Source organism: Enterococcus sp. HY326 (assembly GCF_026157065.1).
Lineage (GTDB): Bacteria > Bacillota > Bacilli > Lactobacillales > Enterococcaceae > HY326.
The window spans coordinates 596,780-619,924 of record NZ_JANLGQ010000002.1; the positions used below are offsets into that span (position 1 = coordinate 596,780).

22 protein-coding genes are annotated in these 23,145 nt (G+C 39.5%); 5 read left to right on the plus strand and 17 right to left on the minus strand.

Annotated elements, in window-relative coordinates; genetic code table 11:
• Positions 1-23: 23 nt before the first annotated feature.
• The 8 genes from ORH16_RS07530 to ORH16_RS07565 form a co-directional block, all read right to left on the minus strand.
• Positions 24-1,511 (minus strand): ABC transporter permease, encoded by a 1,488-nt coding sequence (locus tag ORH16_RS07530; RefSeq protein WP_265457640.1) that lies wholly within the window; start codon positions 1,509-1,511, stop codon positions 24-26.
• Between the two features lie 15 nt (positions 1,512-1,526).
• Entirely contained in the window at positions 1,527-2,207 is a 681-nt protein-coding gene (locus tag ORH16_RS07535) for an ATP-binding cassette domain-containing protein (protein ID WP_265457642.1), read from the minus strand.
• On the minus strand, positions 2,204-3,472 hold the full coding sequence (locus tag ORH16_RS07540; RefSeq protein ID WP_265457644.1) for an ABC transporter permease: 1,269 nt from the start codon (positions 3,470-3,472) through the stop codon (positions 2,204-2,206). The genes ORH16_RS07535 and ORH16_RS07540 overlap by 4 nt, the downstream gene beginning before the upstream one ends.
• Before the next feature lie 224 nt (positions 3,473-3,696).
• A complete protein-coding gene (locus tag ORH16_RS07545) occupies positions 3,697-4,800 on the minus strand; it encodes a sensor histidine kinase (protein WP_265457646.1) in 1,104 nt (367 codons plus the stop codon).
• Positions 4,791-5,459: a response regulator transcription factor gene (locus ORH16_RS07550; protein ID WP_265457648.1), complete on the minus strand. Its 669-nt coding sequence runs from the start codon at positions 5,457-5,459 to the stop codon at positions 4,791-4,793. Before ORH16_RS07550 ends, ORH16_RS07545 begins: the two co-directional genes overlap by 10 nt.
• Before the next feature lie 119 nt (positions 5,460-5,578).
• Entirely contained in the window at positions 5,579-6,508 is a 930-nt protein-coding gene (gene cysK / locus ORH16_RS07555) for a cysteine synthase A (RefSeq protein ID WP_265457650.1), read from the minus strand.
• A 134-nt stretch (positions 6,509-6,642) separates the two neighbouring features.
• Positions 6,643-8,628 (minus strand): transketolase, encoded by a 1,986-nt coding sequence (gene tkt, locus ORH16_RS07560; protein WP_265457652.1) that lies wholly within the window; start codon positions 8,626-8,628, stop codon positions 6,643-6,645.
• Between the two features lie 111 nt (positions 8,629-8,739).
• Positions 8,740-8,979, minus strand: a complete 240-nt coding sequence (locus tag ORH16_RS07565; protein ID WP_265457654.1) for a DUF896 family protein — start codon at positions 8,977-8,979, stop codon at positions 8,740-8,742.
• 158 nt (positions 8,980-9,137) lie between these two features.
• On the opposite strand from ORH16_RS07565, the gene lexA reads away from it, so the two are divergent.
• From lexA to ORH16_RS07580, 3 genes are all read left to right on the plus strand, one after another.
• On the plus strand, positions 9,138-9,761 hold the full coding sequence (lexA, locus tag ORH16_RS07570; protein ID WP_265457656.1) for a transcriptional repressor LexA: 624 nt from the start codon (positions 9,138-9,140) through the stop codon (positions 9,759-9,761).
• 115 nt (positions 9,762-9,876) lie between these two features.
• Positions 9,877-10,080: a hypothetical protein gene (locus ORH16_RS07575; RefSeq protein WP_265457658.1), complete on the plus strand. Its 204-nt coding sequence runs from the start codon at positions 9,877-9,879 to the stop codon at positions 10,078-10,080.
• Positions 10,081-10,321: 241 nt separating this feature from the next.
• Positions 10,322-11,515: a peptidoglycan-binding protein gene (locus tag ORH16_RS07580; RefSeq protein ID WP_265457659.1), complete on the plus strand. Its 1,194-nt coding sequence runs from the start codon at positions 10,322-10,324 to the stop codon at positions 11,513-11,515.
• Between the two features lie 142 nt (positions 11,516-11,657).
• On the opposite strand, the gene ORH16_RS07585 is transcribed toward ORH16_RS07580, so the two are convergent.
• The 3 genes from ORH16_RS07585 to recJ form a co-directional block, all read right to left on the minus strand.
• A complete protein-coding gene (locus ORH16_RS07585) occupies positions 11,658-13,796 on the minus strand; it encodes an LTA synthase family protein (RefSeq protein ID WP_265457660.1) in 2,139 nt (712 codons plus the stop codon).
• A 300-nt stretch (positions 13,797-14,096) separates the two neighbouring features.
• A complete protein-coding gene (locus ORH16_RS07590; protein ID WP_265457661.1) occupies positions 14,097-14,609 on the minus strand; it encodes an adenine phosphoribosyltransferase in 513 nt (170 codons plus the stop codon).
• Positions 14,610-14,698: 89 nt separating this feature from the next.
• Positions 14,699-16,993, minus strand: coding sequence for a single-stranded-DNA-specific exonuclease RecJ (recJ, locus tag ORH16_RS07595; RefSeq protein ID WP_265457663.1), 2,295 nt, complete (start codon positions 16,991-16,993; stop codon positions 14,699-14,701).
• 149 nt (positions 16,994-17,142) lie between these two features.
• Here recJ and ORH16_RS07600 point away from each other — a divergent pair, with 149 nt between their 5' ends.
• Positions 17,143-17,814 (plus strand): hypothetical protein, encoded by a 672-nt coding sequence (locus tag ORH16_RS07600; RefSeq protein WP_265457665.1) that lies wholly within the window; start codon positions 17,143-17,145, stop codon positions 17,812-17,814.
• Positions 17,814-18,674: a sce7725 family protein gene (locus tag ORH16_RS07605; RefSeq protein ID WP_265457666.1), complete on the plus strand. Its 861-nt coding sequence runs from the start codon at positions 17,814-17,816 to the stop codon at positions 18,672-18,674. The genes ORH16_RS07600 and ORH16_RS07605 overlap by 1 nt, the downstream gene beginning before the upstream one ends.
• A gap of 61 nt (positions 18,675-18,735) precedes the next feature.
• Here ORH16_RS07605 and ORH16_RS07610 read toward each other — a convergent pair whose 3' ends face one another.
• Genes ORH16_RS07610 through ORH16_RS07635 form a run of 6 tightly spaced genes read right to left on the minus strand, consistent with a single transcriptional unit; the run spans position 18,736 to position 23,142 of the window.
• Complete coding sequence (locus tag ORH16_RS07610; protein ID WP_265457667.1) at positions 18,736-19,185, minus strand: hypothetical protein; 450 nt, start codon at positions 19,183-19,185, stop codon at positions 18,736-18,738.
• Positions 19,186-19,201: 16 nt separating this feature from the next.
• Complete coding sequence (dgoD, locus tag ORH16_RS07615) at positions 19,202-20,347, minus strand: galactonate dehydratase (RefSeq protein ID WP_265457668.1); 1,146 nt, start codon at positions 20,345-20,347, stop codon at positions 19,202-19,204.
• 1 nt (position 20,348) lies between these two features.
• On the minus strand, positions 20,349-21,722 hold the full coding sequence (locus ORH16_RS07620; RefSeq protein ID WP_265457669.1) for a PTS galactitol transporter subunit IIC: 1,374 nt from the start codon (positions 21,720-21,722) through the stop codon (positions 20,349-20,351).
• A 20-nt stretch (positions 21,723-21,742) separates the two neighbouring features.
• Positions 21,743-22,024 (minus strand): PTS sugar transporter subunit IIB, encoded by a 282-nt coding sequence (locus ORH16_RS07625; RefSeq protein ID WP_265457671.1) that lies wholly within the window; start codon positions 22,022-22,024, stop codon positions 21,743-21,745.
• Between the two features lie 20 nt (positions 22,025-22,044).
• Positions 22,045-22,503 carry a PTS sugar transporter subunit IIA gene (locus ORH16_RS07630; protein WP_265457673.1) on the minus strand — a complete coding sequence of 153 codons (459 nt, stop codon included), beginning with the start codon at positions 22,501-22,503 and terminating at the stop codon, positions 22,045-22,047.
• Positions 22,504-22,521: 18 nt separating this feature from the next.
• Positions 22,522-23,142, minus strand: a complete 621-nt coding sequence (locus ORH16_RS07635; RefSeq protein ID WP_265457675.1) for a bifunctional 4-hydroxy-2-oxoglutarate aldolase/2-dehydro-3-deoxy-phosphogluconate aldolase — start codon at positions 23,140-23,142, stop codon at positions 22,522-22,524.
• Positions 23,143-23,145 lie beyond the last annotated feature (3 nt).

A 23,145-nucleotide genomic window follows, 5' to 3' on the forward strand; every position in this document is an offset into this window, starting at 1 on the left:
TTTTTACAAGTCGTTAAATCCAATTACATCATAATCTTCTTAGGATTTAAGCGTAAAATATAAATCAATGGCAACAGAGCTGAAGCAAAGACCGTTAAAAGTCCTGTCAAGATAAAGGTAACAATGTAGCCCATTGAGAAAGTCACTTCATAAGCATTTTGAATTTGATCTGCCGTCAAAGTCGGATTGTTGGCAAAGACATCATAATAATAACTCATATTATCCATATTATTGCCATTGGAAGCTAACATGTCGCTTTGCAGCAGAGACTCTGAAAGGCTGCCGCCTAAAAAGTTTCCAGTAACTAATGAAAGTCCCATTGCAATGATGCTGATAATCAAGAGTTCAATTAAAATCTGTAGCACAACATTGCGGCGATGTTCGCCGATTGCCAGGTAAATCCCCAGCTCATGCTTGCGGTCTCTTAAGAACAAGACAACCACTAATGAGATAATCACTAAGGTGGCAATCACCGCGACAATCACAACATAACCAGAGATTTGCGATAATTTCTTCATGCTGCCGCCGACTTCATCATAGGTATCTGTCGAAGCACGAATAATATAAGCACTTGGCAGCAATGTTTCGGCCTCTTGACGGAAGGCCTCAACATCCTCTGGTGAATTCAATTGATAATTTGGTGTCGCATAAAATTGATTGGTTTCTTCTTCATCGAACTCGCCACCGTACATATCTGGATCAGCTTCAAACTGGCTACGCCAATATTGGACATTAATTTCCTGAACTGCTCGGTTTGGCATATAAACGGAATTAAACTGAGTAGCCTCCACATAAACTTGATCAAAAAATTGTTGATTGCCTTGTTCGCTGTCTTCTTGTTTTGTCTCAATCACCTGCGGATCAAAAATGCCGATGACTTCAACTGGAAAATCGATGCCTTTTTCATAGGTACTTTCTTCTGTTTCCGAATAAATATAATTTTGCGAATCGACAACGACTTGATCTCCTACGCTAAAGCCGTTCTCTTCGGAAACTTTTTTAGAAAAGATGCCGACCTGAGCACCATTGGCAATCTCTTCAGCGGTAAAATAACGGCCATCAACTAAATCGACAATTTTATCAGAAAAGCTTAGCGGGGTTTCCAAATTGGTTCCGACTAATTCTAGCTGTGGCTGCTCTGAATTGCCATAGACAACGCCCCCTTCATCCCCATAATCAGGCTGCATGGTTTTAAAATTAGCCGTGTTGATATAGGCGCGGACACTATAATCATATTCCTTCACATAGGATAAGTTGCCAATTTCTTGAATGGTTTCCTCCGATAAGTTCTCTGGCGCTTCACTGGTTTCCCAGTCAAATTCCGGATCAATCTCAGCGGTGGCGGTAGCGCCTAAATCATTTTTCATTTTCTTTTCAACATTGGCTGTTGACTGTTGAATGGCAATCGCTCCGGCAATCACATTCCCTAAAATAAAAATTACTAAAAATAAAATCAAAGACTTGCCTTTACGCCGGGTGACACTCGCTAATGCACGTTGTATAAAATTCATTTCAATTCCCCCCAATTATCCCTTCAAAATAGTTTCCTTAGCTTTAATAAAATTCAACTTCCCACGATTGAGTCCTAAGACGACATCAGGAAAATGATTTAAATGCTGTTGACTAACCATCACAACCACACAAATTGCCAGTTCTTTGGCTAGATAATCCAAAAAGTTTAAAAATAAACGCTCGGTATAACTATCAAGGTCCTCCAATAATCCGTCTGCAACAAATATCTCAGGATTGCGACCAACTGCCTTGGCTAACTCATACTTCTTTTGTGTAATCAAATCTAATTTTTCTAACGGCAGCTTGCTGGTTTCTTTTTCAATGCCGACTTTTTTTAACCGGGCCAAACAATCTGCTAGTGTCACCTTTTTATCGGTTAACCGACAATAATACAATAAATTGGTCAAAGGACTTTCAAACGGCAGGAAGTTATACTCCCGCAAAATCAAGCCGACCTGCTGCTTACGATAATAAGTCAATTGTTTACGGGTCAACAATTGTCCAGCAAATTTTAGCCCGCCTTTGTCAAATTGAACTAAACCTGCCATCGCTGCCGCCAACATCGTTTTTTCCTGTGGCTGAGTCCCATAAACAAAATAGACTTTTCCCTTCTCAAAACTAAAATTGAGATTTTCCAAAAGTGGCCGCTCCTGATTTTGAGCATAGAGTGTTCCGTGATCTAATACTAAGGTCATAGTCCTCGTCCTCCCTCCTTTAAAATCCTCCGCAAATCCAACTGTCTAATCTGATAGATGAGCGGTACCAAAAGAACCAAAAAGTAGCTGAATAATAGACCGATTAACAGCCAGCTAACCTGTGGCTGAATTGTTAGATTGCTGACAGTTCCTAAAACTTCTGCTGCATCGAGGTTGTCTAAGCCAATCTCGGCTAAGACATTTTCAACATTTAAGCCCAGCTGATTTTCCTGCCAATTTAAGAAAAGCTGACCAACAGCGGGACTGAATTTTAGATTTAAGAGGTAAGCTATGACTCCGCTGATTGCGACAGTACCGCCGCCTTCTAATAGTGCCTTCTTGATTAAGTCCATTTTGCTAAAGCCAATTACTAGTTGATAGATAATTCGTTGTTTGCGGCGCTTTAGGACAAGCATCATACCGATTCCTAACAAAATTAAACTGAGGGCGCTAAACAAGATTAAGACGGTTTGAAATTGATTTTGCGCTTCTCTTAAGGGTTCAGCCAATAAATCGCCAAATTCCCGATTCGTATAAAGCTCGTAATCAATCGGCAAGCCCCAATGCCGCAGCTGCGCTTCAAATTGTCGCAACATCGTCTGATCTTTCAGTGTATAATTGGCCTCCCAATAGACAGCCGTCGGATCATCTTTAAACAAGGCCTCGGCCCCGTCAACAGTTAGCATGATTTCTGGAAAATCAAAGAGCGTCTCCGAGACAATGCCACTAATGGTCAAAGTAGTGGATTGATTATTCTGTATCAATCCCTCTAAACTATCGCCGACCTGCAAGTTATTTAAATCAGCTAATTCTTTACTGATTATACATTCTCGATTTTTCTCCGGTATCTTTCCGGCAATTAATTTTTTCTCTAAACTTCCGCTGAACTGTGATTCTTTAATGAACGTTAGATTGATGTAAGGATTTTCTTCAGTTGTTGTCAGATAATCCGATTCGGGTAATTTTAACTCCTCTACCATAAAAAAGGCTGTGCCACGAATCGTATAGTAATTCACATAATTTGAGCTGCCGAATTTGCGAATATCTGAAAGGAATAGTGGCTTATATTCATATCCTGTCGTATTATCATCGTAATAAACTTGATTTAAACTAACCTGAGAGCGATAGTGATTTTCCACCTGATGGGCGGTACGTTGAAATTTTTGTTGCCCACTCAATAAAAATAGTTCAATTGAAAAACACAAAGTAAGAGACAGCAGCAGCAACAATAGTATTTTTTTTCGATGAAAAAAATCTTTTATCATCTGCACGACACCCTCCCTTCGTTTTTTTATCATACCAAAAACTTTGTTAACTTTTTGTTAACTCTTTTTTATCCAGTAAATAAAAAAATATTGCAAAAGAAAATGACAAACCCTTCAGCCAAAAATTCCCAGCAGCTTTTTAAAACGCCCGCTAGAAATTTCATCGACTAAAAAGTTTGTCATGGTTGAGATATTATCTGATTTATTTTTTGAACTTGCCTCCACTAAGCAAGGGGAAAGCTCATGTAGAAGGTGGACCCTTTTTTGACCTGACTGTCGACAAAGACATAGCCTTGGCAAAGATCGCACACATGGCTGACAACGGCTAGTCCAATGCCGTAGCCATCGGATTTCAAGCCTCTGACCCGATAAGACTCTTTAAAAATATTTTCCTGCTCAGCTTCTGTCAGTCCTATCCCTTGATCTTTTACTGCCACCACAACATTTTGATACTGGCAGCTGACAGAAACTTCAATTTTTTGATCTTCACCATATTTAATCGCGTTATCAATTAGATTAGCTAAAGCACGGTAAATCCAGCGATTTTTTGCTAAAATAGTCGTCTCAGCAATCTCAGAAAATTCAAAACTCAATTGAGGATACACCTTTTTATAAGCGTCACAAACCTCCGCTGCTAGCAAGGCAACATCGACAAATTCTGTTGTCTCAGATTCGCTGCTGGACAGGGTTAAAATATCATCGACGGAATGGGTCAAGTAATCCAGTAGCACTGCTTCCTCTTGATATTCTTTACTTTGAGCTAAACGGGTTTTAATAATCGCAATCGTATTTTTTTGATCGTGGGCCAAATAACTATTGAGACGGCGAAAGTTTTCATACCGCTGACTGTAGGATTCCTGCAGCTCGTGTAACACCTTTTGCACCTCTTGGCTGTCGTCCCCTTGATAATCAGCTAACGTTTCCACTTGTTTTAAGTTTTCAATCATCCGTAAAGTTTTTTTGCGGTGATAGCCTTCGAATAGACGCCAAAAAACGACCAGTAAACTAAAGCTAATTAAAAATAGTAATAAAAATAATAGGCCCAGGCGATTAAATAATTCTCGTAAGATTAAAGTATTCAGCTGTAATCCACTAATTGTCTCTCCTGGTTGAAAACTGTAATCAGAGCTAAATGAGGCTGCATCGTCACTAAAATACTGTGTAGTCAATTCCGTATGAAACTGGGTTTGTCCATAATAATTAACTAGCACATGCTGAAAGTCGGTAATCCACAGAATAAAGACAATCAAAGAAATGATACCTAAACTGATCGCTAATGCACTGATTAACAGACGTAGCCAAAAATTAATATTGTGTTTTATTCCCATAAACGATACCCTTTAGAACGAATCGTCAAAAGCACTTCTTCGCCGCCACTTTCCTTTAATTGTTTTTTTAAGCGGGCTAAATGGACCCGTAAAACTGAAGAGAAAGGATCAAAGTTTTCATCATAGACGTGTTCTGCAATTTCCTCTAGAGAAACCACAGCGGGATGTTTTTCAGCGATAAACTGTAAGATATCAAATTCCTTTGGTTTTAATTTGACCTTTTTTCCTTTTAAAAGTAGCTCATGACGAATTGGATTGATTTCCAAATCACGAATGATAATAGTAGGATTGCTGCGGCCTTGAAACCTGCGGACCACCGCCCGCAAGCGGGCAATTAATTCGATTAAATCGTAAGGCTTTACTAGATAGTCATCTGCGCCAATATTTAAGCCTAATGCGCGGTCGCTGATTTCGTCACGGGCAGAACCGATAATCACTGGTGTTTGAATTCCTTCTGAACGAAGAAACTCCAAAATTTCTAAGCCATCTTTATCCGGCAAATTCAAATCTAATAAAATGACATCGTAATCCGTGATGTAGGCTTTTTCTTCCCCTTGAACACCGGTATAAGCTAAATCTACCGAAATGTTTTCTTTTTCAAGACCCACTTTTACTGAGTCTGCCAACTTTTGATTGTCCTCGATGATTAAAACCCGCATAAATTTTCCTCCACTGCCTCGTGTCTTCATTACTATTAAAACAGAAAAGCAGGAAAATTATTAGCCTTTTCATAAAAAAAAGCAAAGCTGCGAACAACTTTGCTTTTTAGATAGCTTTTTTAATCTTCAAATTGATAAAGGGTTGTCGACAAGTAACGTTCGCCATTATCAGGTACAATCACGACAACTTTTTTGCCAGCACCCAGCTCTTTCGCTTTTTCAATTGCCGCAAAAATTGCCGCACCTGAAGAAATTCCAACTAAAATTCCTTCTTCTTGTCCGACTTTGCGGGCCATTGCCATCGCATTGTCACTAGAAACCGCCAAGACACCATCATAGACTTTAGTATCCAAGACTTTTGGAACAAAGCCAGCTCCGATACCTTGAATTTTGTGGGGACCAGGTTGGCCACCTTCAAGAACTGGGGATTCTGTCGGTTCCACTGCATAGACTTGAATATTCGGATAAACTTTTTTCAGCTCATGACCAGCACCAGTCACAGTGCCGCCAGTTCCAACGCCGGAAATAAAAGCATCCACGCCAGCATCACCAAAAGCTTCGACAATTTCAGGACCTGTTGTCTTTTGATGAATTTCCGGATTGGCTTCATTATCAAATTGCAAGGGCATAAAGTAGCCGTTCGCTTCTGCTAATTCAGTTGCTGTCGCAATCGCACCCTTCATACCTTCAGCACCTGGTGTTAAAATTAATTCTGCTCCATAGGCCTGCATCAGCTTGCGGCGTTCAATGCTCATCGTATCAGGCATTACAATTTTAACTGGATATCCTTTGGCTGCTCCCACCATCGCTAAACCAATACCAGTGTTCCCAGAGGTCGGTTCGATAATGGTCGTGCCAGGCGTTAAACGGCCATCCGCTTCCGCTTGTTCCACCATGCTTAGAGCAATCCGGTCCTTTACGCTGCTGCCGGGATTAAAAAATTCAAGCTTTACGAAAACTTCCGCCGCATCTTGAGGGACAACTCTATTTAGTTTTACAATCGGTGTCTTGCCAATTAACTCGGTAATCGATGAATAAATTTTTGACATATACGTTACTTCCTTTCAGCTAACCTGTTTGTACCAATAATCATAGCGAAAAATTGCTTTTTTTCAAAGCAATTCAACTCAAAAAAAACCGTTTGCCAAATTTCGACAAACGGTAAAAGTATTTATTGTTCTCTTTATAGTTCGTTGAAGCGAGCAACAACATTTTCAACAGTGAAACCAAATTCTGCTAAAACTTTATCACCAGGTGCAGATGCGCCGAAATGATTGATTGTAACAGAAGCCTTCGCATAACGGTCCCAGCCAAATGGAGAGGCTGCTTCAATTGCTAGACGATTAGTAACTGCTTTTGGTAAGACGCTTTCTTTATAGGCAGCATCTTGTGCTTCAAATAAATCAAAGCTTGGCAGGCTGACAACTGAAACATCTTTACCAGCTTTAGCTAATTCAGCTTGGGCCTCGATAGCTAAGTTTACTTCAGAACCAGTTGCAATTAAAATGCCTTCAGGTGTTGCGCCTTTTTGAGCAGAAATTACATAGCCACCCTTTTGAACATTTTCATCAGCGTGTTCTTTTGTCCCTTCAATAACTGGCAAGTTTTGACGACTTAAAACTAAGACAGTTGGTTTATCTGTTGTCTTCATCGCAATTTTCCATGCGGCAACTGTTTCATTGCCATCAGCTGGCCGAATCACTTGCACGTTTGGCATGGAACGAACACTTGCCAATTGTTCAACCGGCTCATGGGTTGGGCCATCTTCACCAACTGCCACAGAATCATGGGTTAACACATAAACTACTGGTGTTTTTTGAATAGCTGACAATCTTAGCGCCGGACGCAAGTAATCAACGAAAACAAAGAATGTTCCGCCGTAAACTTTAGTACCACCGTGGACTTGAATCCCATTCATAGCTGCTGCCATCGCAAATTCCCGCACACCAAACCAAATGTTGCGACCTTCATATTGGCCAGGCTGAAATTCTTTTTCAGCTGCGACCATCGTGTTGTTAGAAGCAGATAAATCAGCAGAACCACCCCAGAAACTTGGCACTTCTTTTGAAATCGCTTGGATAATTTCTTTGCTGGAAACACGGCTGGCTTGACTTGTGCCAACTTCATAGCTTGGTAATGCGGCTTCCCAATCTTCAGGATATTGACCGGCAAAGGCTGCTTCAAATTGCGCTGCTAAATCTGGGTAAGCATGTTTGTAATTTTTAAACATTTCATCCCATTCAGCTTCCGCCTTAGCTCCTCTTTCACCAATTGCTTCTTGGTAACGAGCAGTTACTTCATCAGGAACCGTGAATGCTGGTGCATCCCAACCGTAAACTGTTTTAGCCATGTCAATGCCTTCTTGACCTAAAGGTGCACCGTGAACAGCAGAAGTGCCTTCTTTTGGTGAACCAAAACCAATAATTGTTTTGACTTCGATTAAAGTAGGCTTATCTTTTTCAGCCTTCGCTTCTTCAATCGCTTTGTTGATGGCATCTAAATCATTGCCATTTTCCACACGAATATATTGCCAACCATAAGCTTCATAACGACCTTTAACACTTTCAGTAAAGGCTTTGCTGGTTGGACCATCAAGAGAAATATCATTTGAATCATACAAGACAACTAATTTACCTAGTTTTAAATGACCTGCTAAAGAACTTGCTTCTTGAGACACGCCCTCCATCAAGTCGCCATCGCCACACAACGCAAATGTGTAATGATCCATCACGTTAAAACTTTCGCGGTTGTAAGTAGCTGCCAGATGAGCTTCTGCCATTGCCATCCCAACAGACATAGCAATTCCTTGCCCTAAAGGACCCGTTGTCACTTCCACACCATCTGTATGATGAATTTCTGGATGTCCTGGAGTTAAGCTATTCCACTGACGGAAATTTTTCAAATCATCAATCGAAACTTTATAACCGGCAAGATGCAATAAGCTGTACAACATTGCAGAGCCATGACCGGCAGACAAAACAAAGCGATCGCGATCTACCCAGTTCGTTGAAGTTGCTGGATTAATTTTTAAATGTTTGGTCCACAATGTATAAGCCATTGGGGCAGCTCCCATTGGTAAACCTGGATGTCCTGAGTTAGCTTTTTGGATTGCGTCAATACTCAAAGTACGAATTGCATTTACACCTAGTTGGTCGATTGTATCAAACAAAAGAATCCCTCCGTTTTTTGGTTTTGGTTTATTTTACTTTTATTCTGTTTTTATTGTAACCGATTCTATTTTATCAAGCAAACTTTTTTTAGTTTTTTTTACTGAAATTAATCAGCGATTATGCAAGCCCTTTTCTTTTTGAATCTGTTTTAATTTTTCCGGAGTCACATCAGTTCCCTCAGGATCGACAACTTTCATTCCTTCTATATGATGTTTCATGCCAGAACGAAAAGCTTTTAGGTATTCTTCCCGCAAACTTTTTTGTTCTTTTGATTCAGCTTCATTCAGCCCTTCAGCTTTTTTCTTACGAGCCAATTCGTTAATTCGATTAATTTTTTCTTCTGAAAGCATATTACCAGCTCCTCTCTTTGTTTATCATAGTAAAAACTCTAAAGATTTACAACTCAAAGCCAAGCAATTATTTTGCTAATGACAAAATAGCGAACAAACGTTTGATTTAGCTAAAAAGCTATGGTAAACTTTGGTTACTATAGAAAGAAGGTGCGACAATGGCTAAGCGAACAGAGAGTCGCCAGTTAGAAGTCCTGCAATATATTCATGATCGTGTCACAGCTAAAGGATACCCGCCAACTGTCCGGGAAATTGGCGAGGCGGTTAACCTCTCCTCTACATCAACTGTCCATGGTCATTTATCACGACTAGAAAAAAAAGGCTTACTCCAACGGGACCCAACAAAACCACGGGCGATTGAATTAACGCAGCGGGGTCTAGAAAAATTGGGCATTCGCAGTGAGACCATCCCGATGCTGGGGATTGTAACGGCCGGCGAACCGATTTTAGCAGTCGAAGAAGCGACTGATTTCTTCCCGATTCCACCAAATTTATCAAATGAAGAAGGTTCGTTGTTTATGCTGACGATTCGCGGCGAGTCGATGATTAATGCTGGTATTTTTGACGGCGATTTCGTGATTGTCCGCAAGCAAAGCACCGCACAAAACGGCGACATCGTCATTGCGATGACCGATGAAGACGAAGCAACCTGTAAAAGATTTTTTAAAGAAACCGATCATATTCGACTACAACCAGAAAATGATAAATTGGCTCCAATCATTTTAGCTGATGTTTCCATCTTAGGAAAAGTTGTTAGCCTGTATCGTGACCACATCTATTAGAAGGCAAAATAAAGTCATTTAAAAATGGCTTTATTTTTTTCTTTACAAATCGAACAAAAGTTCGTATAATACAAATACAAACATTTGTTCGTATATTAAAAATGAGGTGAATAACATGATTGCAATTCGTCGCTTTGGTCTAGTCTTGTTAATTTTAGTTGTTGGGATGTTCGTCGGTAATCTTGGTATGGAAAATGCCATTTTAATAGTAGCTCCGTTGTTTATTATTTGGTTTATTTTGTGGGATGAAAAAAAATATCGTGTGCAAAAACGCAAACAGGCAAAAAAGGATGAGTATTATCCCCATTACAATCAGTAGAGATTCTCTAAAATATTTTTGAAAAAGTCTGCCGCTGCAGACTTTTTTACTTTTAAAAGCCTGTTATTTCTCTTCCCTTCAAAAAAATCTTTCTAAAAGAAATTCTCATGATTTAGCTAGAAAAAAATTAGAAAAGACTAATCAAAGCTAACACATTTTAAGTTTGGTCTTTTGTTATTTTGTGATATAATTAACTAGCATAATATTTTTATTATTCTATTTTATTTTTGGGGGTATCATTATGAAAAAAGTGCTATTAACTAGCATTACTTTATTTTCTGTGCTGACGTTAGCAGCTTGTCAGGCAGACGAAGACACGTTGGAATATTCCACTAGTGCTTCTTCAACCGTAGAATCAACAACCGCATCAAGCGAGGAAGCAACTGAAGCTTCTAGCGATGCCACTTCTGGTGCTAGCGAAAGCGAAGCTGGAACTATTTGGATTTCTGATGGATCAGAAATTGGTGAAACACAAGAAATTCCAGCAGCTGGTACAATTTACATGCGTCAATTGTATACTGCACCCCATGGAGATCGCGCCTTTGCCATTACAAACGTAACAATGGCTGGCGACACGATTATCTCCGCCCGCATGGATGAGTTCCAATATATTGAAGACGATGGCTCTGGTACTTGGACTGGCGTGCCTAACTCAGACGCAACTTTTGGTGAATCTTATCCAGAAGGAACCATTTTAGCTGGTAAAGAAGAAAACAACGAAGCTTATTCTGAAATGATGGCTGAGTCTGGTGCTACTTTAACTTGGAAAGACAACATGGAAGCCATCACCGATTTCGTAGCTGGTAAAACAGCAGCAGAAATTCAAACATCAATTGATGAATTAACTGGCGGCAGCGAAGTAGCTGATGTTGTAACGGGAGCAACTTTTGCCGATACAGCTGGTTACTTGCAAGCAATTGTCGACACAGCGACAAAAGGTATGGTTTCAACAGGAATTGAAACCAGCAATACTGATTTAAGTGAAGCAATGGTTCTGGCTGCACCTCACGGAGATCGTTCATTTGCAGTGGTAACTGTTGCGATGGATGGCGATGTTGTTGCCAATACCTTTGTCGATGAATTCCAATATTCTGATCCTGCTTCCTACGGCGGCGTGCCAAACTCTGACGCTACTTTTGGCGAAGGTGTTGCAGATGGTCAAGTTTTAGCTTCTAAATTTGCAAACAACGAAGCTTATTCTGAAATGATGGCTTCAAGCGGTGGCGCAACTCAAACTTGGATGGAAAACGTTGAAGCAATTGATGAATTTGCTAAAGGCAAAACAATTGATGAACTAAAAGCAGCTGTTACTGAATTAGAAGGTTTAAGTGAAGACGACAGCCCAACGGATGTTGTCACTGGTGCTACCTTCTCTGATTCTGCTGGTTACTTATCAGCAATTATCGAAGCAGCTGAAGCGGCAATGAATAATTAATCTTTAAGCACACAAACTAGAAACCAAACCATTGAGGAATTTTTTCCGATTGGTTTGGTTTTTTATTTTTCACGAAAAAAAAACAGAACCGAACTCACTTTAGTTTAGTGAATTCAGTTCCTGTTTTAAATGTTAAACTGATTTAGTTACTGGTCTCAGCAGTCGAATTAGTCGTGCTAGTGCCAGTCGCTTCTTCTTGGTAAGATTCAATTTTGAATAAATCAACGGTGGAAACGTCATTATTTTGACTATACAAACTAGTTGACGCATCCCCCAACTCCGCTTCAATGTCGCTTAATTGCTGAGTTTGGTTCAGATAATTATAATCAGAGGAATCCACAGCAGTTAGGCCGCTATCCGTGTAGAAGCGTAATAAATCACCGTTGTTAATCTCATCAGAAGTCGTCAATTGTAAATTGACTTCTTCCTTCCACGTTTCAATTTGTGCAAGGAGCTCTTCAGAAGGCTCTTCAATGGCTAAGCCGGTTGTATTATCGTAAATGGTTTCATTGACATAAGTATAATCCGGTGTAATAAAGTTCCCATTTCTAAAGGCAACTAATTGTTGATTGTCTGCAGAGAACAAATCTTGTCCTAGTTGCAGATAGCTGGAAGTATCCACACCCAATAAATGTAGCAGTGTTGGTAAGGCATCCACTTCGCCACCATATGTGTCATTTACATAGCCATCCGTCGCACCAGGAACATGAATCATATAAGGTACCCGTTGCATTTGTGTGTTGTCAAAATCATCCCATGTGGCACTGTCTTGACCAAGTAATGGCGCAAGATCGGTATTACGGGAGTTTGAGATACCATAGTGGTCACCATATAAAACAATAATCGAATTGTCATACAAGCCTGATTCTTTTAAGTAATTGAAAAATTCTTCAATCGCTGAATCAAGATAATTGGCTGTTGCAAAGTAACCGTTGATTGTATCATCAGAAGTAGTCGCTAATGGGAACCCAACATCATCACCAGTTAAATTATTATAAGGATAGTGATTAGAAACGGTGATGAACTTCGTATAAAACGGTTGTTGTAAATGCTCCAAATATTGAATTGACTGGCTTAAAAATGGTTTATCCATCAAACCATATTGGAAGGAATTTTCATCCGTCACATCATAATAAGAAGAATCAAAGAAATAATCATAACCAAATTGCTTATAGGTTTCGTTACGATTCCAAAAGCTTCCAGAATTTCCATGGAACACAGCTGAGGTATAACCTTGCGTCTGATCCAAAATTGCCGGAGCTGCTTGGAAAGTATTTTCACTCCCCAATTTGGTAAAGAGCGAGCCTTCGCTTAGGCCAAACAGTGAATTTTCCATCAGTGTTTCCGCATCACTTGTCCGCCCGGCGCTAACTTGATTAAAGAAATTGCTAAAGCTATAGGTGCTATTGCTGTGATATAAACTATTTAAGAAAGGAGTCACCTCATGAGCAACGCCATCTTCATCCACCAAGCTGTAATCAATTAGAAATTGTTGGAAGCTTTCCAGGTGAATCACAATCACATTTTTACCTTCGGCGGTGCCAAACATTTCTGTATCGGGAGCAGCATAATGTTCACTAACATATTCTTCAACTGAATCCAAGTCAGTTGCACTAGCTTCGGCCCGCACTTGGTTGGTATTATAAGTCTCTACTCCGTCATAAACGACGAAAGCATTCAGTCCTAAAAACTTCACAATGTATTCTCTAGAAAAAGTTCTAGTCAGTAAGCCTGGACGGAAAATTTCTGCCGTAAATAAATTAACACTCAACAGAATTGCCGATAAAGCCAAGGTGGCTACTGCTTTACGTTTTGGCAACCGCACTTCACTGAAATCCACTTTTTTGCGGACAAACAAGATAATCAAAATAACATAATCAGCTAAATAAATCAGGTCATAAGGGCGAAATAGCTGTAGAGCACTCTCCCCTAGCCCGCTGGCAACTTTGCCAAAGCCTAGAACCGTATTAATTGTTATAAAATCCGTATACTCTCTAAAGTACAATACATTAAAGACAATCAACGCATTCATCAAGGTATAAACCACCATGCTGGTGATGGCGAAGGCCGACTTGCGTTTAATAAAGAGGGTTAATCCTAGTAATAAAACAATAGATCCAAGGGGATTTACTAAGAGGATTAAATATTGATACACTTCATCATAACTGAGTTTAAAGTCCACGAGATATGCAAAAATTGATTTAAGCCACAGCAATCCAGCCAATAAGATAATATACTTTCCACGAGACAATGGAAAAATTGTTGCTAGTTTCTTCTTCATAACAGCCTCCATACTTTCTTTTCCGTAGTCACTTCATCATAAAACTCTTTCATGAAAAAATCCATTTATTTTCATCATAATTTATCTATTTAACGATACCTTAAAAAAATTGGCTAAATATGAATTTTCTTATAAGAAAGTATGACGAGAACAAACAAAAAGACTGGAGGAATCTTTGCTTAGAAATCTTTTGCTTTTGCTCACCTTGAGTTTTCTATCGTCAGCAAGGCTCACCAATAAAGTGCCATTAAAAGCAAAATAAGATTTCTAGGCTAAGTATCATCCTACAGTCTTTTAAAATTAGTATTCCATCAAAGTTAAAATATCATATTGTTGAATCAAATCACGGCCCTTTAAGTCCATCAATTCAATCAAAAAGGCACAGCCGACTACTTCACCGCCTAATTGTTCAACTAAATCAGTGGTGGCTTTAATCGTGCCGCCCGTTGCTAATAAATCATCACAAATCAACACTCGTTGGCCCGGTTTGATCGCATCCTCATGAAGGGTCAAAATATCTGAACCATATTCCTTTTCGTAGGAAACTTCAATCGTTTTACGGGGTAATTTCCCTTTTTTTCTGACAGGCGCAAAACCAACGCCAAGCTCATAAGCCACCGGACAACCGACAATAAAGCCCCGTGCTTCTGGCCCAACTACCATATCAATTTGTTTTTCCTTGGCATAATTGACGATTTGGTTGGTGGCTTCACGATAGGCCGCCCCGTCTGCCATCAATGGCGAAATATCTCTAAAGACAATACCTTCAGAGGGATAATCGGGAATACTTGCAATATAATCTTTTAAGTTCATTTTGTTTCTGGTTCCTTTCATTGTCTGCTCACTGTTTAGGAGCAATCTAAACTCTTTTTATCAAAAATTTGGTAACACGTTTAGCAATTTCAAGACAGCAGCCATTTTCTCAGGCCTTCACTGTCGGTCAGCAGTAAAAATTCTTCATTCTTGATGCGCTGCAGACGATCTTGATACAATTGACTAGCTGTCAAAGGCTGATTTTCTGTTACCGCCACTTTTGATAAAACACCGTTTTCTATTGTAACAAATTTCAGCTCAGAAAGCACTTGAATCATAAAAACTAAGAGGGATTTAGGAATTTTTAAATAATTAACCAGCTGATCTAGCTTAAAGCGGACATCGATTTTTTCCTGCTGTTGAACTAACTTAAACAGGCGCCCAAATTGCTCACGACTGCCCATTCCATTTAGATAGGCTTCGTCTGGAGAGTGCCCGTAAAAATAAATTCTAGAAAAGCTGCCAGCAGCTAAAATCTCTTTAATAAAGGTCAAATCCTTCGGCACATCTACAAATGCTAGCTGTTGATAATTATTTTTTGCTATTCGCTTTTGGATATCTGCTAAATTATTATAGACAACAGCGGCATTTTTCATCGCTTCAGGTAAAATTTTTAGACTGGCCTCTTGAAAGGCCAAAATCAGAGTGCTCTCAGTAGCCAGCACTTCTTGCCAACGGTATTTATTGCGCCAGTCAAAGAATTGCAGTGCCTCATTTTGATAATCCTGCAGCATCACCTGAGGTTTCTTACGCCCGTTCCACTCATTGATATTGAGCTGGCCGGCGACATCAATTGGTCCGCTAAATTCATTAGCTTCTGGACCAAAACTAAAGGCCAAGACATCTAAATCAGCAGCCTCACCAATCGCAAACTTTAAATGCTGCTGATTAGCACCAATCACTTTAACATTTTGCGGCAAAACATCTTTGAACAAAAATGTCGGAATTGGATTATCCGTTCCAAAAGGAGCCAAAGTGTTTAATTCATTAATTAAGGCAATCGTCGCGGCTTCTGGTTGTATAATTTCATCAATTTGCAACGGACCTCCCTGTGCTAGATCAATATTATTAGAACGAATATAATCATTCATTCGCTCTTGTAATTCGCCAAGATTTTCTGCTGGTAAGGTCAGTCCTACCGCCGCATGATGGCCACCAAAATGAGTGAATAATTCCCGCATGCTATCTAGCATCGCAAACATATTTAATTGAGCGACACTGCGGCCTGAGCCTTTTGCCGTACCGTCTTCTTTTAATGTTAATAAAATTGCCGGTTTGCCGGTTGTTTGTAAAATTTTACCCGCAACAATCCCTAAAACACCTTCTTGCCAACCAGCTTGGGCAATCAATTGGATTTCATTTGTCGGGTCGACTGCAGCCAAAGCTTCTGCTGTCATTTTTTCGACGATTGTTTTTCGCTGATTATTTTTTTCCTCTAAAAACTCTGCCAGCTGATCGGCTTCTTCTTCGTCAAAGGTTGACATCAACTCAACTCCGGGGGAAGCATCGCCTAAGCGACCAATCGCATTCAAACGAGGTCCGATGCCAAAACCAATATCTCCTTCAGAAAAATTGCTGATTTCAATGCCACTTTTGCGAATTAAGGCACTCAGCCCAATCCGTTCGGTTTGCTGAATAGCTTTTAGTCCAGCCTTGACCAAGAGCCGATTTTCACCGGTTAATGAAACTAAATCGGCGATGGTTCCAATCGCCACTAGATCCAAAAATTCAGCGGGCACCTCTTCTAATAAAGCGGTGGCCACTTTAAAGGCAACGCCAACACCTGCTAAATCTTTAAACGGGTATTTGCCCTCAGGATGCCGAGGATGGATAATTGCATACGCCGGCGGTAGCTCAGCCGGGAGTTCGTGATGATCGGTGACAACCACATCTAAGCCGTTTTCTTGAGCATAGCTAATAGCCTCCATGCCAGAAACACCATTATCAACTGTAATTAACAATTGATAGCCCGCCGCCACAAATTCTTGATACTTAGCTAAATTGGGGCCATAGCCTTCTTTAAAACGATTCGGCAGAAAATAATTGACGTCGGCTCCCAACAGCTCTAACGTTTCCTTCATGACAGTCGTGCTGGTGATGCCATCTGCGTCATAATCGCCGTAAATCATAATTTTTTCACCGGATAAAACGGCGGCTTTAATTCGTTCCACACCTTTTTCCATCTCAAAAAAAAGATAGGGATCAGGTAAATTATTTAAGTCGTTATCAAAATAACTTTCTAAATCCGCTACTGTTTGATAACCTCTTTGCCAAAGAATTTTTCCTAGAAACGGCGAGAGCTGATGAGCACTCAACCATTCTTCATATTCTGTTGGTAAAATTTGTTTTTCAGGTAGTTGCCATTGAAATTTCGCTGCTTTCACGTCGTCACTCCTAACCTAGGTATTATAGCAGAGGCTTCCCTAAAAAGAATAGTCAAAAAAATAAAAATTTATAAAGTCCCCTTTAAAAAAGGGAACGTATGTTTTATAGTTAATAAGAGTCACGCAATAAATTTTTTGTGAGGAAGCCTATGAAAACACCTTTAACAATCGAAATGGAAGAAGTCTTGTACCGCTATTGTCGGGAAAATGGCGATATTGTTGTCGAAGAAGTGATGATGCCAGAAGATCAAGGGATTGTCGATACTTTGAGCTGTCGGTTACTTTTGGACAATCAATTTGAATGGCGTTGTTTTGAGCTGAAGGTCTCGAAGGCTGACTTTCGTTCAAAAGCAAAATTGTCTTTTATCGGCCATTACAATTATTTTGTTTTGCCAAAAGCCCTATACGAAAAAGTTGAAGCGGAAATCCCTCTAGAAATTGGCGTCTTGGTTTACCATCAATACGCTATTAAAGACGAGCAAAATCTGCCGGGCTATTTTACCGTTGCCAAGAAACCGAAACGCCAAGAGCTTTTGGTCAATGAACAAGCGCTTCTCTTTCGCTTGATTTCTTCTCAAGCCAGAGAAGTCGGTAAGGCCAAGCAAACGACACGGGGACTGAGGGCATTTTCAACGGATTTATTATATAAAGAATTAAAAAAGCGCCAACCAGAATATGACTTGTTCGGCGGCAATTTAAATTATTACGATCGTTTTGCCACTGACAACGAGAGTCAAGCCGTTGAAAGCCTAAAAGAAGAATTGGAGGCGACCCGTGCTGCCTATTTTGAACTTTTGGAAAAATTTGAAGGAGAGCGCTGATGTACTATCCTTATTTTAGAAGCAAACAATTTGATTTGCTGGCGCTGCAGGCGCTCTTAGATGCCGACCGTTTTCCTGAAGGCATCATCCCGATTATTGAGCCGGTTAAGCAAAACAAAGCCCTCTTGAAACTAATTGCGAAATTTCAAGCGGCCCATCAACCCTTTTATTTGATTGTGAATCCACAGGTGGGCGAATTTGCCACAGAAGAAGGCTTGACTAGTTTGGAACAGCTGGCAGTTGAGAAAGCATTTATTTTAGACCAGCCTTTAGAGTCATTAGAAAATTCCTATCCTTTAATTATCACCCAAAGTCCACAAATTGTTCTGGAATCAGATTGGCAACAAAATCAGGCCTTAGTCCTCGTGCCCGAAGAATTTCGCTTATTGGCTAAAATTAAGGGCCCAAAAATTTTATCCCAAGATGGCTTTACCCGCCTTGGTTCTAATAGTTATTACACAGAAGTCCCTGATGAATTACTTTTTAAGGGCAATCAAAATTTAGCACTGCGGGGCTTTAGCGGTTTTTCTGATTTTTCAATCGACAGCCGAATCTATTATGAACACGGCTATCCTTCAAAACGGTTAGCGCTGCATTTGATTTATATGAAGGATGGAAATGTCCGCATTCACCATTTTGTCTCCGAGGAACTACCCACTCAAAAGGAAAATTTTCTGCAGGTAATGACAGAAATTAAAGACTGGCAGGACCAATTATGGGAAGACAAGCTGACCTTAGGCGGAGAAATTCTTTTTGAGGCCTTTGACAGAGGCCATTTTCCGGGAATGGGCGTTTTGAGAAAAGCTAGCGTGATGCATCAGCTGGAGATTATGGGGCGGTTTTTGAGGAAGGATGTCTAAAAATAAACTCTTTCCAAAAACTAGGCGGTCAGCCAAATTTTTTGGAAAGAGTTTTTACTTCTTAGTCGAGTTGAAAGATTAATTCACCTTTAAATTTTTGTTCAGCAAAATAATTTTGCATGGTAATACCGTTGTGGGAGAAAAACATAGAGAAACTGTTTTTCTTATGATAGAACGTAATAAACGTTCGATTGGCAGCTATTTCTTCAATTTCAATTTTATCGTATATTTCGAATTGACCGTTTAAAACACCTAAACGTACGATATGATTGTTAGCTAGCCCTTCTTTTAAGAAACCCACCGAAAGAATCAGAATTACAAAAGACAATAGTTTAATTTGATTTGCTAAATCGATTGGCCAAAATACGGCTAATATTCCGATTGATAAAACAAGCGATAACACAAGTTTAATTCGGTTTGTCTGAGCTTTAATGATAATTTGTCGCTGCTCCCGGATTTCCATTATTAATAAAACTAGCAAAAAGAAAACAATCACAATTGCTTCTGCCATATTTTTCACCTATCCTTTACCACTCAGCTATCGTACCGTCGTAATTTTTCCATTGAGGATTAGTCCATACTAATCCTTCTTGAGCGATTTCTTTTATTTTATCTTCATCCATCTCTAAGCCAAGACCAGGTTTTGTCGGAAGATTGACAAAACCATCTTGGTATTGGAAAATCTCTTTATTTTTTACAAAATCTAATAAATCAAAGCCTTTGTTGTAATGGATTCCTAAGCTTTGTTCTTGAATAAAAACATTAGGAGTACAAGAATCTACCTGCAACGTCGCCGCCAAAGCAATTGGACCATATGGGGCGTGGGGGGCGACAGCGATATCATAAGCTTCTGCCATTGCTGCAATTTTTCTAGTTTCTAAAATTCCACCACACAAAGCAACATCAGGTTGAATAATATCAATTGCTCCCTGTTGAAAAATATTTTTGAATTGCCAGCGAGTGTACAATCGCTCACCAGTTGCTAGAGGTACAGCTACCGTCTGAGCTACTTCTTTAAAATGTTCTTCGTTTTCCGGCAAAACAACTTCTTCTAGAAACATTGGGTGATATGGCTCTAATGCTTTGGCTAAGACTTTGGCCATCGGTTTATGCACGCGACCATGAAAATCAACACCAATTGCCATCTTGTCCCCAAAGCGATTACGAATAGAAGCCACTCGTTGGACCACTTCATCTACTTTTTCATACGAGTCAATATAATGCAATTCTGAAGTGGCGTTCATTTTAACGGCGGTAAAACCACGATCAAAACGATCTTGAGCTTGTTCAGCAACTTCGTCAGGGCGATCACCCCCAATCCATGAGTATACTTTGATTTTATCCCGAGCAGCCCCACCTAATAATTCATAGACAGGAACATTGAAGGCCTTTCCTTTAATATCCCATAGAGCCATCTCCAAACCGGAAACAATCGTGCCATTAATCGGTCCTCCTCTAAAAAAAGACCGATGCATCTCCTGAAACAGTCTTTCAATTTCAAAGGGATTCCGACCGATTAAACGGTTGCCAATTTCATAAGCACCTGCAACTACAGTTTCGGTTTTCGTTCCGGAAATCATTTCCCCCCAGCCTTCAATCCCTTCGTCAGTTGAAACTTTAACGAAAATCCATCTGGGTTTAACTTTATAAACTGTAATTTTAGAAATCTTCACTCTATTTGCCTCCTTCAGTTACTAACTCATCTTGTAAATAATTAACTTTTTTCACTTTGTCAAAGTAATACCATATTCCGCCGAAGACCACTAATAAAATTGGGATACCAATAATTGGGTTGTAAGCAAAAGCAAGAAAGACTAGGTAACTTTGAATCATTGAAGTAGCTGCAAAAGAGGAAATTAATAATGATGAAGTACCTAAATCAATTCCGACTTTTTGAGCAATCGCTGTTAAAACTGGCGCTGTTGCACTTCCGCACCATAACAATGAAGCTGTTACGACTAACCCAATTACAATATTTTTCAGCAGATTTCCCCGAGTCAACGCAACAACCATTGCCACTCGGAAAGGTACAACAGCTAAATCAGCAAAAGGTAACACACGGTTGCCAGGTAATACAAGTGCCATTGCAATTGTCAACGGAATAATAATTAAAGCTGTTGTGATAACGTCAGGATTCCCAACGACAACGGCTGCATCCAAACCGATAAATAGGCGACGGCCTTTAAATTTTTGTTGAGACCACTTTTGAGCTGCATCTGAAATTGGCATTAACCCTTCCATGAATAGAGAAGTCATTTTAGGAATTAATACTAAAACAGCTGACATACTGACTCCCAATTGTAAGATGGCCTTAATATCATAACCGGCTAAAATACCAATAACCATACCGATAACTAGTCCCATAATCATAGAATCACCGAAAAATCCTAAATACTTCTGAGCATCCTTGATAGTAAATTTAGATTTTCTAAAAAAAGGAATTTTATCTAATAACCAATTTAATGGCCAAGCAATGACCAAAGATGAAAGGGCTGAAACAGTTGGTAGTGAGACACCTGGAATACCAAAGAAATTTTCAACTAGAGGCTGAGACCAATCTGACATTTTGAACGTGATGACAGCCATAACTAAAGAAGAACCAACACCTAAAAAGACATTATCAGTTACAAAATAGACCATTACTCCGACAATCGCCATGTGGTGATAATTCCAAATATCAACATCTAATGTATGAGTTTTCTTTAAGATAAGCAACACAATATTGACGATTAAAATGCCGAAAATCAAAATAGGGATAATCGGTGACGCCCAAGTAACGGCAGCAATTGAACCCCAGCCAACATCCAATGCATCAAGTTGGACTCCAGTTCGATCAACCATTGCTTTAGCCGCTGGACCAACATTGGTTGTCATAAAGTCTAAAATCAATTTAATACCAGCGAAACCAATCCCTAAAGTCAGACCCGACTTAAAAGCCTTTGTAATTTTCAAACCAAAAATTAATCCAACAATCGTAATAATAGCTGGCAACATAACTGTTGCCCCAGCATCAATAAAAAAATTAAAAACACCCATTATATACTGCATTTCATTTCCTCCCTATTATTTTATTCAGTTATTTTTTTATAGATTTCTTCCATTGTCTGATCTACCCCAATGCCAGTTAAAATTGGCATCCCTTTAATTACAGGAACATCCCCTGTTTGTCCTTCAAATTGGCCAGTCGTAATTAATAAATCATAGTCTTGAACTTTACTTGGCACTTCCATTAGTTTTGTTTGTGTAGTTTCAACTTGAACGCCCTGTTCAGTTAAATAGCTTTTCACTTTCGAAGCAACCACCGTTGAAGTAGCAATTCCATTTCCACAAGCAACTAAAATTCTTTTCATAATATTTTCTTCCTCTCTTTTTAAAGTATTGCTTTTTTAATTAATTCTAATAATTCTTGGTTATTACTGGCTTGGATCATAGCTAGACGTAAAGGTTCATTTTGAATAATCCCCACGATTTTTTGCAGCATTTCAATCTGTCCATGAGGTTCACCAATCGCCATCATAATGACAATTTGGACAGGTATCTCCTCTTTGTTATCCTCCATATTGTGAAACAAGACTGGTTCTTTTAATGTAGCTATTGCTAGCGTTGTCTTTTTCACCAATTCAAAGTTTGCATGGGGAATTGCAATACCCGGAGGTGTTGAAGGTAAGCCTGTTGGGTATTCCAACTCTCGTTCCTTAATCGCTGCAATATATTCTTTTTTAACAAAGTCTTTTTCGTATAGTTGTTTTGCTAAATAATCTAATACAGCTTCTTGATTCTCAGCTGAGATATCTCTAAAAACTAGTTCTTCTTTTAACTCTAAATCCATCAAAAGGCCTCCTTAAACTTATTTAATTTTTGCCAGCAATGCCGCTAACGATTCATGCAATTGATCAATTTGTAAATGTTTGATGTCGTCACTGTTGAACATTCCCGAACCTAATCCTAGATAAGATGCTCCTTGCTCAAAAAAATCCTTCGCATTACCACTGTTAATGCCGCCAACGCCCATTAAAGGCAATTTTCCAAGTGGTGCTTGGACATCTTTAAAAAATTTCGGTCCAACGGTTCCTGCTGGAAAAACTTTCACAATATCCGCTCCTTGGTTAAACATTTGATTGATTTCTGAAGGTGTCATTGCCGCCGGAACTGCCAAAATTTTATTTTGATTAGCAAAATTTAGCATCTCTTTGGTAAATGTGTGCGGACCAAGTAAAAATTTTGCCCCTGCTTGATAAGCAGCTTTAGCTTGATCTAAGGTTCTAACCGTACCAGCCCCAATATTTATTTTTTCACCAAATTGTTTTGATAATTTTGCGATATGCTCTAAAGCGCCTTCCGTATTTAATGTCATTTCCACAGCATAGTCTTCTTCAAATCCCGACATTGCTTGTAAAATGGCTTCTGCTTGAGCATACGTATAGCCTCGCATAATAATTGTTAGTTTAGGATACTCCCTTAACTCCATTGA

Bases quoted from the DNA above. Each gene is read 5' to 3' on its own strand.
- ORH16_RS07530 (WP_265457640.1), bottom strand. From the start codon at position 1,511: ATGAATTTTATACAACGTGCATTAGCGAGTGTCACCCGGCGTAAAGGC.
- ORH16_RS07535 (WP_265457642.1), bottom strand. From the start codon at position 2,207: ATGACCTTAGTATTAGATCACGGAACACTCTATGCTCAAAATCAGGAG.
- ORH16_RS07540 (WP_265457644.1), bottom strand. From the start codon at position 3,472: ATGATAAAAGATTTTTTTCATCGAAAAAAAATACTATTGTTGCTGCTG.
- ORH16_RS07545 (WP_265457646.1), bottom strand. From the start codon at position 4,800: ATGGGAATAAAACACAATATTAATTTTTGGCTACGTCTGTTAATCAGT.
- ORH16_RS07550 (WP_265457648.1), bottom strand. From the start codon at position 5,459: ATGCGGGTTTTAATCATCGAGGACAATCAAAAGTTGGCAGACTCAGTA.
- cysK (WP_265457650.1), bottom strand. From the start codon at position 6,508: ATGTCAAAAATTTATTCATCGATTACCGAGTTAATTGGCAAGACACCG.
- ORH16_RS07565 (WP_265457654.1), bottom strand. From the start codon at position 8,979: ATGCTTTCAGAAGAAAAAATTAATCGAATTAACGAATTGGCTCGTAAG.
- lexA (WP_265457656.1), top strand. From the start codon at position 9,138: ATGGCTAAGCGAACAGAGAGTCGCCAGTTAGAAGTCCTGCAATATATT.
- ORH16_RS07575 (WP_265457658.1), top strand. From the start codon at position 9,877: ATGATTGCAATTCGTCGCTTTGGTCTAGTCTTGTTAATTTTAGTTGTT.
- ORH16_RS07580 (WP_265457659.1), top strand. From the start codon at position 10,322: ATGAAAAAAGTGCTATTAACTAGCATTACTTTATTTTCTGTGCTGACG.
- ORH16_RS07585 (WP_265457660.1), bottom strand. From the start codon at position 13,796: ATGAAGAAGAAACTAGCAACAATTTTTCCATTGTCTCGTGGAAAGTAT.
- ORH16_RS07590 (WP_265457661.1), bottom strand. From the start codon at position 14,609: ATGAACTTAAAAGATTATATTGCAAGTATTCCCGATTATCCCTCTGAA.
- ORH16_RS07600 (WP_265457665.1), top strand. From the start codon at position 17,143: ATGAAAACACCTTTAACAATCGAAATGGAAGAAGTCTTGTACCGCTAT.
- ORH16_RS07605 (WP_265457666.1), top strand. From the start codon at position 17,814: ATGTACTATCCTTATTTTAGAAGCAAACAATTTGATTTGCTGGCGCTG.
- ORH16_RS07610 (WP_265457667.1), bottom strand. From the start codon at position 19,185: ATGGCAGAAGCAATTGTGATTGTTTTCTTTTTGCTAGTTTTATTAATA.
- ORH16_RS07620 (WP_265457669.1), bottom strand. From the start codon at position 21,722: ATGCAGTATATAATGGGTGTTTTTAATTTTTTTATTGATGCTGGGGCA.
- ORH16_RS07625 (WP_265457671.1), bottom strand. From the start codon at position 22,024: ATGAAAAGAATTTTAGTTGCTTGTGGAAATGGAATTGCTACTTCAACG.
- ORH16_RS07630 (WP_265457673.1), bottom strand. From the start codon at position 22,503: ATGGATTTAGAGTTAAAAGAAGAACTAGTTTTTAGAGATATCTCAGCT.
- ORH16_RS07635 (WP_265457675.1), bottom strand. From the start codon at position 23,142: ATGGAGTTAAGGGAGTATCCTAAACTAACAATTATTATGCGAGGCTAT.